Below are 12,984 nucleotides of genomic sequence, written 5' to 3' on the forward strand. Positions count from 1 at the left end.
CAATTTTCAAATTATGATTTATTTCGAGAAAAAGTCAATTGCCACCACTTCCTTTTCTTTGCCGTTCCATATTCTCCATAACCATAGCCGTAACCATAGCCGTAACCATACCCATAGCCATAATTACTATAATAACCACCTTTCTTAGACTGAATATCGTTCACGATCAATTGGATGGGCTTAATTTTTGCCGTAGCTACGAGATCGTTTGGTATTCGTATCTGCTCTTTATAGGTATAGCCTTGACGAACAAGGTAAAGACAACAATCGGCATAACGGGATAGCAGCTGCGCATCCGTCACCATACCCACTGGTGGAGCATCCATCAAGATATAGTCATAACGTTGTGCTAAAATCTCCATGAGTTCATTTGCGCGCGGATGAACTAGCAATTCAGCCGGATTGGGCGGAATTGCACCCGCCTGCACTAAATCTACATTTTCGTGCACCCCGGAAGGCATCAAAATTTCCTCTAACTGCATATCTGAACGTACAATATAATGAGAAAAGCCTTTCCCAGCCGGTAGACCGAGCTTCGCTGTCACAGAGGGTTTCCGTAAATCAAGTTCCATTAAAAGAACTTTTTTATCCAAAAGAGCTAAGGATACAGCTAAATTCAGCGCCACATAAGACTTTCCTTCACCGGACATCGAAGAGGTGAAGAGTATACGTTTCCCACCGTTTAAGGCAAACTCCAAATTGGTTCGCATGGCCCGGAATTGCTCCGCAATAGGTGATCGGGAAGTTTTGGAGACAACCACCTGTTCCTTCTCATCGGAATGAGCAATCATACCCAATATAGGCAGATTATTTCGACCTTCTATATCCTCTATAGACCGAACACGTACATTCAACAAATCTTTGACATACATGAGAGCCAATGGGAAGACCAGCCCCAAAGCCAACCCTAAAGCATATATCATTTTTCTCTTAGGAGAAAAAGGCTCCTTTGCGGCCTTTGGCGTATCAATGACTTTCGAATTAGAAACGTTTGCTGTACGACCAATAGCTGTTTCCTCCCACTTCTCCTGTAAAAAGATATATTGGGCCTGCTTAATTTGCTGCAACCGCGCCAAGTCGATATAGCCTCGCTCAATTGTGGGCACTTGGGTAATCTGCGAAGTAACACTGTTAGACAATTGCTGTTGGCTCTCACGAGCCAACTCCAGTTGCCTTCTGGCAGAAGCCACGTTGGCGATCATATCCTGTCGTACACCGGCAATCTGTGCAGCGATATTCTGTACGAGTGGATTATCCTGGGTATTCGCTAACAGCAAACGCTCCCTTTGCAGCACCAATTCGTTGTAACGTTGTATAAGCGCATTAAAACCAATATCCTGGGGAATAACCGAGGATGGAACCACCCGTGGATGTTGCGTGTCTTTTAAATATGTTGCAACAGCATCTAACGCGGCCAGTTGTGTTTCGATTTCTGCCAACCGCTTGGTAAAATCCGCCGAACTTTCAATAAGTACCTTACCTTGTTCGGAAATATCAGCCAATTGATTTCGTCTTTTATAGCCCGATATGCGGTCTTCGACGCCTGCCAGTTCGTCTGTAATCGTACGCAATCTCGCATTGATAAAGGCCAAAGTAGAATCGGCAATAACATTCTTGTCATGCAGATTGAGCTCGACGTATTTATCAATGAGCGTTTCTAACAATTGCTCGCCGCGCTTTGGTAAATGATGTTCAAAAGTCAGATCGATGGTCGAGACGTTCTTGTTGGTAACTTCGACAGAAAGCTTTTCCCTATAGGCAGCCGCGACGGATCGTAGGGGTGAAATGCGGAAACCATAACTGTCCTCTTGGGGATGTTCTTGATACGCTATAATTTTTAACAACCCTACACCCGTCAGCGCAAACGGCTCATCCAACTGCGCCTGAAAAAGTGTATCTGGATTAGAAAGTTCAAACCGATCGTCTTTCGTTGCCCGAATTTCAAACGCATAAGCTGTAGAAATGGAATCGGGATCGCTAAGCAGCGTTACTTGAAAAGGTGCCGACAAAACCGGGACATTGTGCACGCGCCCTTTATTAAAATAGCTGATATAGGCTTGCTCTGCTAATACCATCTCGCGCATCAAATCGGCTGTCCTCAGTACCTCGACTTCATTATCTACCGAATTCTTGGTACCCATCAGACTAGAAAGATCGCCTAGAGCGGAGGAGGAAAGCATACCACCGCCTTTTTTCTCGTCAGAAACCAAGAGTTTCGCATGGATTTTATACGTGGGGCTCGTATACCGGAGGTAAGCATATGCAACCCCAAGTCCGATTAGTCCACACAGCGCAAACCAATACCAATTGTTTAGTATGCGGCCAATAAAACGGAGTAGTTCTTTGTTATCTGACTTTTTCTCCTCAAAATCAAACTCCTCTTCCCAATCTATGTTTTTATTACTCATTTTTCAAAAAAATTACTTAAGACATCAAGGTAGATGATCTATTATAGACGCGAAACTGCAATAATCAAAACCGATAAAATTGAGCCAATAATGGCATAGGTTTGCGTCCGCGCCGCATTGTTCGCGGCTGCTTTTCCCTTGCCTGGCTCTACATAGATGACATCATTCTGCCGTAGGTAGAAATAAGGCGATTGGAACACTTCGCTGTCATTCAGATTCAAGCGTACTAATTCCTTCTCTTTGCCTTGATCGCGAACCAACAATACATTTTCCCGCTTGCCGAAGATGGTGAGGTCACCGGCGAGACCCAAGGCATCCAGTACAGTCACTTTCTCGTTGGGAACCGTATACGTCGCCGGACGTGTCACTTCGCCCAATACCGTTACTTTGAAGTTCGCAAAGCGCACTTGTACGGTCGGGTCTTTGTAATATTGACTAGCTAGCGTCGTAATACGCTCCCGGGCTTGATAGGTCGTCAATCCGGAAACTTGCACTTTACCAAGCAGAGTCATATTGACATAACCATTCTTATCGACCAAAAAACCGGAAATCACTTGATTACCGACATTGCTGGCTGAACTTGCGCCCACGGCTTGTACCGCCATCGATTGATTAGCTACAGCAGCGGTCGTCGGATCCAAGGTCTGGATAGTGATATTTAAGATGTCATCGGACTGGATCACCGGTTCGGTGAAAGCTGCAGCTTGCTTAAGGATACGGGCGGTATCGGCCGGGAGATCGTTGAAATAAACAATCTTCTTGACCGAGCAGCTGCTAATCAGCAGCAATAGCACGAGCGGGAAGAATCCCCACCGCGAAAAGGTTGGTCTTTTCATTAATTTCTTCATTATTTAAACTTGTTGATTGTAGATTGTAGTTGTGTTGTAGTTTGTTGTTGTATTCATTTTTAAGTGGTTACCCCACTAAAAAGTTCTTTATTTAATATCTCGCAGTGTTTAAAGTGGCTGCGTATATCTTCTTGTTGCAGTCCCACTTCTAGCGCGCGTACGTGCCGTTCATGATGTACATCGGTACCGACAAGATTAATCATCCCCTTTTCCAGCAAATATTTCGCTACCCGACGTTCATTACGCCCGTAATAACCCAATACCGACAGCAGGTTGAGCTGCAACAGGCAACCGATATCCTGAAAGCGTTCGATTTTCTTGGGATCACGATGACAGAAAATATACCGTTCGGGATGTGCCAGGATGGGAATGTACCCCTCCATTTGCAGATCGAACGCGACTTTTTCAATCAGCTTGCTTTCTTCTAGATAAGACATCTCGATTAATACGTGCCCGCCGGGCAAACAGAGTATGTGCCGCGGGTCCTGCGTAAGCTGTTGATCAAAGGCGCTATCCACCATATACTCCGCAGCATAACCTGCCGCAAGCTGCTCAACCCCTTCTTGGCGCAAGCGATGGAAAGCGGTCCCTATCGTTTCCGCTGTATTCGGATACATATCGTGTAGGATATGCGGTGTGAAATAGAATTTTCTTAACCCAAGCTGTTCCAACCGCCGAAGCAAGGCTACGCTCTGCTCGGTGTTTTCACAACCATCGTCGATACCAGGCAGAATGTGCGAATGCATATCCACCTGCATCCATTCCAGATCGGGGTATTGACGTTTTCGGTTAAAAATACTCCACATTTTCTTTTGTTGTTTTGTTAAAGAGGGTTATGACTGAAAATAGAAATACCCGGCCAGCTCGCCCGGCCGGAGTATTTCCCTACAATCACAAGCTTACACTTGAGCTCTTCAACATCTTTCTATTTTTTATAGATTATTACATTCTTCGGTCAAGATCGCCAAGTTGGTAGCACCGGCTTTCGTACCGATAATATCACCCGGCTCTATACCAACGGTGGCTTCATTGTCTTCACTTACGGCGTGACCGTTTACCACTTTTACACGCTCGTTCCAGATGGCTTTGAAGTCATACTGGGTACCATCGGTTTTCAATTGCGTGGTGCGCAAGAAGCCGTTGCTTACAGATCCCAGATATTTGAATTCCGTCGTTCCGGATTCACGGTAGAACATCTGGAAGGTCGGTAACAAGGTAATAACGCTTGTTTGTCCAGGACAACGTACATACAGCTGTAGCGTAGAGGTGGTGCTGGTGGCATCCGCTGGATCCGGCAACTGTATGGCGGTCGCTTGACCACAAGTTGCCAAGTCGCTTTCTGCCAAAATGTTGCCATCTGCTTTACGTACCACAACCTTAACACCCGATGCCGGAACATCTACTAGGCTGATGCTGTTGTTCGTATTGTTGATCGAATAGTCTCCTGTGAAGATTACTTTTTCGCCCCATACGGCTTCTACCTTAACCGCAGCGGTTGTACCGTTCGTCATCCAATCGCCCGAGAAGTTAATTACCCGCGCTGCTGGACAAGCTTGGCCAAACTCAGCGGCCATATAGAAAGTTAAGTGGTCAATCTCGAAACTGACACGGAAGCCAGCAGCAGCAGAACCGGTAACGGTACTGTTTTGTTCGAAACGCCACACGCCATCACCGCTGTTACTGAAGATGTGGAACGCTGTACCGGCAGCGAGTGGTTGTCCGGTAATCGGGCTCACATAGTTCGCTGGAACCGGCATACTCACCACTAACGGTTGGCTAAACTGTCTTACTTGTACACCATTCACCAACATTCGGATGTCGGCAACCGCTGCTGGACTGAATGTGCCGGCGGCTGTACCACCGCCCGGTAGCTCCACTGTTTCGGCACGTAGACTGCCTTCCGGCAAAAGCACGACAGCATCTTCGTTATCCGCATCGATACTGGTCACGACAACCTGTACATTGGTACCGGTGATTACCGTTCCATTCGCGTCTTTAAACTGTGTTCCGGCCGGAACGGTTACGGACATGTTGCCCTCGCCGACGGCGGATGGCAGTTCTACGACAGCAGGTGCTGTGGTCGATCCATCAGGATTCAAATCTACGTTCTCCACCACCTCTTCTGCACCATCCGGTACTTCAGTAGGCTTGGTCAATACCACCGTCTGTATTCCAGCCGACACATCGGTAATGGCTACAGGGACGGTCTGTGTGGTGTAACCCGGGGCGCTGAATTGCACGCGGAACCGAATCGGGTTATTGGCCGTCGGTGTACGCGCCGGATCTACGCCAAGCACGAGTAGATTATCGGTCAGTTTAAAATCTTTGTACCCGTTCATATTGTAGATGTCCTGGGTATCTCCAGAGACAAGGGATACAGAGACACCGGATACGTTGACACCCTCAGCGTCGACGACGCGCAATGTCACGTAGTTTTCGATAACTTCGGTACTGATCTGTAGGTTAAAATCCTTTAACGGGCTTTCACAGGAGGAAATACCTAAAAGTGCCACTGCCCAGGTATATATTGCTATTTTTCTAAATCTTTTCATCTTGATTACGTTTTTCTTTTTACCTACCAAAACCGATAACTGAAACCGAACTCCAAACGTGGCAGATAGCGGTAATTTTCTATATTACGCTCGATTGTCGCAGCGTTGCTGACGTTCTCTTCCAACAGTCCTGTAGCGTGTATCGACACGCTCGGCTTGGAAAGGTAGTAACAACCCAGGTCGATGTGCATCGAGAAGCGGCTATCGATGACGATATTGCTCCAACCGATACCAGCGTAGGGATTGACCGTTTTTTTCCATTCTACATCGGTAGTAATCGTTCCGACATGATCAGGATGTACGTTAATTTCGCCGAACTTATACGGATCGCGCAGACGAGTAGTCAGCTCACCATCCAGCTTATAGAAGTAGGCTCCGCCGGCTTGCACATTAAAACTGCGGAAAAATCCGCTGCCTTGTGCAAAAGGGGTCCAGCCAAGAGTAAGCGATACATTGCCGGACTTGGCTTTGACATCGCTGCGCGTTGCATAGTTATTGTAGGTGCCGCCAATTTGCGTATTTAACGGCATGTAACTGGCGCCTACCCGCAATCCGAACTTTGGTCCGAGTGGTTGATAAAGGTGTAAGCCTACGCCAGTGGTTCCCATATGGACGCCCAACGCAAAAGGATAAGGATAGCCGTGTGAAAAGGCCGACTCCGGGATACTATCGCGCTGCTCGCCAGCTTGTGCTCCAGAGAGGACACCTAGCGTTAGCAAACCGATCAGCATCACAAAAACTTTGATAAATCTTCGTTTCATGGTTTGTATAAATAATAGTGGGTCAAAACATTCATTAATAGGCATTCTTTTCGCCCCGTATCATGTTGAGGGCTGTCATAAATATAATTTTCAAATCCAACATAGCGGACCAATTGTTCATGTACTCCAAATCGTACTCTACGCGCTTAGCCATCAATCCGGGATCTTTGGTCTCTCCACGGTAACCGTTCACCTGCGCCCAACCGGTGATGCCCGGTTTTACAAAGTGGCGAACCATGTAATGCTGGATCAGCTTGCTATAATGCTCGGTATGCGATAGCATATGCGGCCGCGGCCCGATAACACTCATTTGCCCTAAAAATACATTGATAAACTGCGGGAACTCGTCCAGATTGGTCTTCCGAAGGAACTTACCGATGGGTGTAATGCGCTTATCGTCTTTGGTCGCTTGCGCTTTATTCGAATCCTTGTTCACCACCATACTGCGAAATTTATAACAGCCAAAGGTTTGGTTATTTCGGCCTGAACGCGGTTGCTTAAAGAAAATGGGGCCCGGACTCTGTAGCTTGATTATTAAGCCAATAATCGGCACAAGCCAACTTAAGACGAAGACGATAACCAAACTTGATATAATTAAATCGACAATGCGCTTCTTTATCCTATTCTCCATGGTCGAAAGCGATTCCTCATGCGAGCGTATCACCGGAAGCTCTACCCGAACTGCATCGTTCTTCGTATTGCCATAGGATAGGGTAGCGGAAACCGCAGGAACAAAATTAAGTTGTACGCATTCGTGGTCGGCAGCCATGATCAGCTCCTTACTGTAAGTATTGATATCTGGTGTGCTAACCAAAAAGACGTCGTGTATGCCGAGCTTAGAGACTTCCTCAAAATAGCGACGAAATTGTGCAACTTTCTCTTCTTTGCTACGCTGCTCTATTTCGTCATAATATTTGATGGTATTGACATGGTAGAAAGCATGATTCTGCGAGAAATTCCCTTCTACCGCCGACAAATAGTCGTTATGACCGATAAGCGCAACATTTTTGCTCCACCTGAAACGCTTTGGCAATACGGTATAGATATAGGTTAAAACAAACCGCGAAAGCCCCACGTAAATGGAGACCAATAGAATAATGGCGGCGAGAAAATACCAGATGCCGGTAAACTGATGCCCAATCAAAACGCAGCCGGAAAAAACGATAAGCAGTGTCAGTGCGGTACGGAATGTTTGTCGGAACACATGCTCCAATCGCTCGATAGTATTGTTCTCATACAAACGAAAATATAGCGAAGACACGAGGGCCACGAGATTAAACATCATCCAGAGGGAGTAGTAATTGCTAGAAATAACCTCCTGTGCGTTGACCAAACCAGTTGCTGAAAGTCCCGAAAAGACAAGGACGAAAATAACGTTTAAGCATACGGTATCTGTCAAAATGAGGAGCATCTTTAAATACACCAACACGCGGTTTTGAACATATCTATGCATATCTTTTAAATTAATTTTTCATAAAGTAGATATCTAAAAGGATTATTTTAAACTAAAAAGACCGGCAACAATCATATAAAACCACTATTTATCTTAATACGATAAATTAGGAGTGAAATTTATTCTCACAGTAATTTCCGATAGCTTTAGCTAGAAATTTGCCAAGCACACAAACCTTTTCCCGCGATTTAATTAATACGACTTTTCTGTTTCTTTTTAATTTTCAAGTTAATACCTTTTGTTTTTCATCCTAAGTGCAAACAGTTTCTTCACAATTTCTTAGATTAATAACTAAAAACTGTTTACCTGAATAGCTAAGCTACTCCTCAAGTGCATAGATTGTAGATTGTAGGCCACAAATGTAATCATTTTTTTAATAAAAAAAACACATCTGCATTAAATTTATATTAATTCCTAGTATTTTTTAAAATTTTTCATAAATCGTTATGCATAAACTTATATACTTTCTTCACATCGACAAAATTACGGTGCTTTAATTAAAAAAAAAATACCCAATAGTGGGTATTTCGTAAGAGGTTTTTATGTGTAGGATTTACACAGACGAATCCCTGTAAACTGCCATTGATGCTCGGCATGGAAGAAATTTCGATAGCTGGGGCGGCTATGGCCAGGGGATGTAGCCACCGAGGCGCCACGCAATACCATTTGATTCACCATAAATTTTCCGTTGTATTCCCCTACAGCGCCTGCTGCTTTCTTAAAGCCGGGATAGGGGAGATAGGCACTGCCTGTCCATTCCCAGCGCTTTCCCCATTCGAATTGATTAGATGCTATTTCCCATTCGGCTTCGGTTGGAAGCCGCATTCCTTTCCAGGCTGCATAAGCAGAAGCTTCATAGAAGTTTACGTGGCAGACGGGTGCAGCCAGATCAATTTGTCGTAACCCTCTTAAGGTATAGTACATATGCTGTCCATCAATCAAATACCAATATAACGGAGCTTCGGCTTGCTGGGCTTTCACCCAGTCCCAACCTTCGGCATGCCAGTGCCTGAAATCTTGATAACCACCATCTGCTATGAAATCCAGATATTCTCCATTCGTCACCAAACGGTTAGCGATAGCAAATTCCGGTAGATAGGTGGTATGCCGGCCAAGTTCATTATCGTAACAGAATCCGCCGCCCTGAAAGCCAATTTCATATTTTCCCTCGGGTACCTGGATCATATCCGGTTCTTTTATAGCGGTTTCTTCGGACTTCAGGTTATTTGTGTAACGTGGAAAAAGAGGATTATGCCCTAAGATATACTTTACGTCGGTAAGCAAAAGCTCTTGATGCTGCTGTTCGTGGTGCAGCCCCAACACCAACAACTCCGCAACGGCTTCTGTGAGTATCCCTTGACGTAGAAAATCGTGCATTTGCTGGTCCACATACGCCCGATAACGGTATACATCAGCTACCGACGGCCGGCTCAGGTTACCCCTATCCGTCCGCACAACCCGCGCACCAACCGTTTCATAATAGCTATTGAACACAAAGTTGTATTGCTCGTTAAAGGCTTTATAACCGGTCGCGTATGGCTGAAGGATAAATGTCTCGAAAAACCAGGTGGTATGCCCTAAATGCCATTTAGGTGGACTGACATGGCCAACGGGCTGTACAACGTAATCCTCCACCTCGAGCGGTTCACATAGGGATTCGGTATAACGTCGTACCGTAGTATACTGCGTTAACAAGGTCTGAGATGTAGTCGTAAACGTATGTTGTTCCATATGCTCCTTTTAATTGACGTGCCAGATAGCATCTACAAACCAATTTTTACTGTCCGCGATTTGTGTTAAGGGGGCAAAACCGGTTTCGATAGCCATTTGGTCAATTTCAAGTGGTGTATATTTTCGCGAAATTTCTACGGAAATGGGTTCGTTGGCTGCTAAACAAATAACTTCCGCTCCAATATTGACCTCTTGATCGGTCAAGCTTACCAAATAACTCCGGCAACCGCCATCGATAGGATCATAGGTTTGGTAATGTTGGAATGCGTTGATGTTGAAATCGCCATCCAATTCCCTGTTGATCCGCTCCAGTAGATTAAGGTTAAAGGCTTTCGTAATTCCTTCCTTATCGTTATAAGCTTCGAGAATGGTATGTGGATTTTTCTGCAAATCAAAGCCAATCAGCATCGTATCGCCTACCTTCAGCCGTCTATTCACTGTTCTGCAGAAGCCGTGCGCATCCTCCAATTCCATGTTGCCGATATTACTCCCGAGAAATAAAATGATTTTCCGTCGGTCTGATTGTTCTGTGGCTTCGCGAAGCATCTCGTGGTATTCGCCGTGCAGCGGAACAACTGTCAAGTCGGGAAGATCTCCGTGTAAGCGGTCGCGAAGTGTGTGCAATACCTCCCCGCAAATATCGATGGGCATGTAGGTGAAGTCAACCTGTTCCCGAACAAGATGCTTGAGCAGAAAACTGGATTTCATTGCATCCCCTGCTCCCAGTTCAATTAAATCGAACGGTTCCTGCTGCGCACACAAGGTATCGGCCAGCTCGGCTGTTTTGTCGCGAAAAATCTCCAACTCACAATCGGTAAGATAGTAGGCGGGCATATCCATAATACGCTTGAACAAGGCTGCTCCATTATCGTCATAGAAATATTTTGGCAGTAACCACTTAGGATGATCGTTGAGCCCACGCAAAACATCATGATGGAAGCTGTCTAATTTATCCATATGCGCTGTTTACCGTTTGCCCCCGCCAACTACTTTTACGATGATCCAGATAATAAGCGCGATAACTGCACCCACGATAAGAAAGCCTGTCCACATACCGGCTTTGAAAATTCCTTCTACAATACCACAGCTACTCAACAGCATGGCGACATAGGTTAACATCGAAATCTGCAATATTCTTCCCATAATAATTGTTTTATTTAGAAGAACAACCGGGTGTGAGAAAATGTTTCAATTATCCGCTTAGATAAAGCGAAAAACGATTGCCGTTTTACTTGTTCATATAAAGTTAACAGACAAAAAACCGCAAGACTAGGCTGAATTTCTTAGCTTTGCACCCGTGCAAATGGCAGGAGAAGATGAAAATAAGCAGAGTTGAATTACAGCTGCAAATAGCGCGGGGCGATGAGAGCGCTTTTGCTAAATTTTATCACCGATACCAAGATATCGTCGCGAAGCACGCTTTTCGTATATTGAAGGACCGGGAGCAAACGCGGGAAATCGTGCAGGATGTCTTTGTAGGATTATGGCGAAAACACCATCTGTTTGCGGACATCTCCGATTTGGATGCTTATGTTTTTACAACAACGAAAAACAGTTGTCTGACCTCCATACGGACACAGATACGGGAAAAAAGCAAATTAGCGGCCTGGAAGGAAGTACAAACTGACTTATTTGATATCCCCGATGAACATCCATCTACGGTGCATGAATTGTTAGATCGCGCCATTGACGACCTGCCAGCACAGCAACGAAAAGTTTATTTATTGAGTAGGCATGATCGAAAAAAATACGCTGAAATTGCGAAGGACTTGAATATCTCCAAGGAAACAGTAAAAAAATATCTTCAGCTGGCCAATCAGTCTATCCAATCATATATTAAAAGACACAAAGACGCTGTCATCTCCTTTTTTCTCATTTTTTTCTCTTAACCATACCCCCTTTTTTAAATCGCCGGCATCTTTATAGATAAAGCTAGCGCCGACATGGATAATAACATATATCGTATTTCGTATTTTCTACAAAAGTACTTGGATGGAGATATTTCAAAGGAGGAGTTATCGCTACTCCATCATTTATTGGAAGAAAGTGGCGAAGAAGAGATACAGGCTGCTTTCAAGCTTATCTGGGACAACACGCCTTTATCAAACGATCATACTGCTCCTCTATTTTCCGATAGAGAGGCCCATGTATTGCTTCAGGATATCATGGCTCAGGTTCCGACGGCGCCGCGTAAAGCAAAGCGGAAGATGATGGCAACCTATGCATTGGCGGCCGGTGCCGTGGGAACACTACTAGCATTCGCCTGGATATATATGGATCGCCAAACGGTGCCTACCGAAAGGACAGCGTCCATAGCTTCACAAAAAGTAGAACACGACGTTGATCCTGCGCAAGAAGAAGCCATCCTTACGCTAGAAGGGGGGGAAACATTGTCCTTGCAGGATATTAAAGCCGGAAATAGTATCCAGATGGGGGATGTTAGGCTCGTCAATACCAACGGAGAGTTGTCTTATGAACCGTTACGGGAAGGCGAACCGGGGACGCAACATATCGTAACGACACCAAAGGGGGGACAGATTAATATACGATTGCCCGATGGCACAAAAGTGTGGCTCAACGCCGATTCACGTATCGCTTTTTTATCCAATTTGGGTACACAGGATCGGGAGGTAACGGTAAGCGGAGAAGCATATTTTGAAGTAGCAAAATTGGCAGACAAACGATTTATCGTAAAGAGTACTTCAGGCGAAATCGAGGTATTGGGAACAAAATTCAATGTACGGGCGTATCCGGAAGATAAATCCATGCAAACGGCATTGGTAGAAGGCAGCTTAGCCATGAAAAACCATACGGAACGCGTAGTACTTAAACCGAATCAGGTTGGTATTGCATCAACCTCCCAGCGGATCATAGTATCTGAGCATGAGCATATCCTAGATATTATTGCCTGGAAAAACGGCCTATTCTTATTTGAAAATACAACACTTGCCGATGTAGGTCGACAATTAGGCCGCTGGTATAATATTCAGGTGCAGCTAGGTGAGGGCCTGTCTACCCAGAGGATTACCGGAAAAATTGCCAGAGACGTCAAACTCTCCCAGGTAATGAAAATGTTGCATTTTTTAGGATTAAAAACAAAGTTAAACGATAACAATTTAATGATGATACAAAAAAAAGAACATGCCTATGAAGAAACAATTAAAATGTAACGACCAATAGAAGGATAACCGCATGATGAAAGACAAGTTAAAACAAGAAAAAGCTAGATCT

The 12,984-nt window shown here is 44.9% G+C and carries 11 protein-coding genes; 2 read left to right on the forward strand and 9 right to left on the reverse strand.

Going from position 1 to position 12,984, the window contains the following annotated elements:
• Positions 1 to 11 precede the first annotated feature (11 nt).
• The 9 genes from G5B43_RS18490 to G5B43_RS18530 form a co-directional block, all read right to left on the reverse strand.
• On the reverse strand, positions 12 to 2,408 hold the full coding sequence (locus tag G5B43_RS18490) for a GumC family protein (RefSeq protein ID WP_165296291.1): 2,397 nt from the start codon (positions 2,406 to 2,408) through the stop codon (positions 12 to 14).
• A gap of 41 nt (positions 2,409 to 2,449) precedes the next feature.
• Positions 2,450 to 3,091, reverse strand: coding sequence for a polysaccharide biosynthesis/export family protein (locus G5B43_RS18495; protein WP_317167531.1), 642 nt, complete (start codon positions 3,089 to 3,091; stop codon positions 2,450 to 2,452).
• Between the two features lie 224 nt (positions 3,092 to 3,315).
• Positions 3,316 to 4,062 carry a tyrosine-protein phosphatase gene (locus tag G5B43_RS18500; RefSeq protein ID WP_165296292.1) on the reverse strand — a complete coding sequence of 249 codons (747 nt, stop codon included), beginning with the start codon at positions 4,060 to 4,062 and terminating at the stop codon, positions 3,316 to 3,318.
• A gap of 126 nt (positions 4,063 to 4,188) precedes the next feature.
• The gene (locus G5B43_RS18505) at positions 4,189 to 5,808 is read right to left on the reverse strand and encodes a hypothetical protein (protein ID WP_165296293.1); all 1,620 of its coding nucleotides are present in this window, start codon (positions 5,806 to 5,808) and stop codon (positions 4,189 to 4,191) included.
• Positions 5,809 to 5,831: 23 nt separating this feature from the next.
• Positions 5,832 to 6,569 (reverse strand): hypothetical protein, encoded by a 738-nt coding sequence (locus G5B43_RS18510; protein ID WP_165296294.1) that lies wholly within the window; start codon positions 6,567 to 6,569, stop codon positions 5,832 to 5,834.
• 34 nt (positions 6,570 to 6,603) lie between these two features.
• Positions 6,604 to 8,022 carry an exopolysaccharide biosynthesis polyprenyl glycosylphosphotransferase gene (locus G5B43_RS18515; RefSeq protein ID WP_240904925.1) on the reverse strand — a complete coding sequence of 473 codons (1,419 nt, stop codon included), beginning with the start codon at positions 8,020 to 8,022 and terminating at the stop codon, positions 6,604 to 6,606.
• A gap of 540 nt (positions 8,023 to 8,562) precedes the next feature.
• A complete protein-coding gene (gene egtB, locus G5B43_RS18520; protein WP_165296295.1) occupies positions 8,563 to 9,753 on the reverse strand; it encodes an ergothioneine biosynthesis protein EgtB in 1,191 nt (396 codons plus the stop codon).
• Positions 9,754 to 9,762: 9 nt separating this feature from the next.
• Positions 9,763 to 10,710, reverse strand: coding sequence for an L-histidine N(alpha)-methyltransferase (locus G5B43_RS18525; RefSeq protein WP_165296296.1), 948 nt, complete (start codon positions 10,708 to 10,710; stop codon positions 9,763 to 9,765).
• A 9-nt stretch (positions 10,711 to 10,719) separates the two neighbouring features.
• Positions 10,720 to 10,896 carry a hypothetical protein gene (locus G5B43_RS18530; protein WP_165296297.1) on the reverse strand — a complete coding sequence of 59 codons (177 nt, stop codon included), beginning with the start codon at positions 10,894 to 10,896 and terminating at the stop codon, positions 10,720 to 10,722.
• Between the two features lie 173 nt (positions 10,897 to 11,069).
• On the opposite strand from G5B43_RS18530, the gene G5B43_RS18535 reads away from it, so the two are divergent.
• On the forward strand, positions 11,070 to 11,642 hold the full coding sequence (locus tag G5B43_RS18535) for an RNA polymerase sigma factor (protein WP_165296298.1): 573 nt from the start codon (positions 11,070 to 11,072) through the stop codon (positions 11,640 to 11,642).
• Positions 11,643 to 11,696: 54 nt separating this feature from the next.
• Positions 11,697 to 12,923: a FecR family protein gene (locus tag G5B43_RS18540; RefSeq protein ID WP_165296299.1), complete on the forward strand. Its 1,227-nt coding sequence runs from the start codon at positions 11,697 to 11,699 to the stop codon at positions 12,921 to 12,923.
• Positions 12,924 to 12,984 lie beyond the last annotated feature (61 nt).

The organism is Sphingobacterium sp. SGR-19, assembly GCF_011043555.1.
Classification (GTDB): Bacteria; Bacteroidota; Bacteroidia; order Sphingobacteriales; family Sphingobacteriaceae; genus Sphingobacterium.

Bases quoted from the DNA above. Each gene is read 5' to 3' on its own strand.
- G5B43_RS18490 (WP_165296291.1), bottom strand. From the start codon at position 2,408: ATGAGTAATAAAAACATAGATTGGGAAGAGGAGTTTGATTTTGAGGAG.
- G5B43_RS18500 (WP_165296292.1), bottom strand. From the start codon at position 4,062: ATGTGGAGTATTTTTAACCGAAAACGTCAATACCCCGATCTGGAATGG.
- G5B43_RS18505 (WP_165296293.1), bottom strand. From the start codon at position 5,808: ATGAAAAGATTTAGAAAAATAGCAATATATACCTGGGCAGTGGCACTT.
- G5B43_RS18510 (WP_165296294.1), bottom strand. From the start codon at position 6,569: ATGAAACGAAGATTTATCAAAGTTTTTGTGATGCTGATCGGTTTGCTA.
- G5B43_RS18515 (WP_240904925.1), bottom strand. From the start codon at position 8,022: ATGCATAGATATGTTCAAAACCGCGTGTTGGTGTATTTAAAGATGCTC.
- egtB (WP_165296295.1), bottom strand. From the start codon at position 9,753: ATGGAACAACATACGTTTACGACTACATCTCAGACCTTGTTAACGCAG.
- G5B43_RS18525 (WP_165296296.1), bottom strand. From the start codon at position 10,710: ATGGATAAATTAGACAGCTTCCATCATGATGTTTTGCGTGGGCTCAAC.
- G5B43_RS18530 (WP_165296297.1), bottom strand. From the start codon at position 10,896: ATGGGAAGAATATTGCAGATTTCGATGTTAACCTATGTCGCCATGCTG.
- G5B43_RS18535 (WP_165296298.1), top strand. From the start codon at position 11,070: ATGAAAATAAGCAGAGTTGAATTACAGCTGCAAATAGCGCGGGGCGAT.
- G5B43_RS18540 (WP_165296299.1), top strand. From the start codon at position 11,697: ATGGATAATAACATATATCGTATTTCGTATTTTCTACAAAAGTACTTG.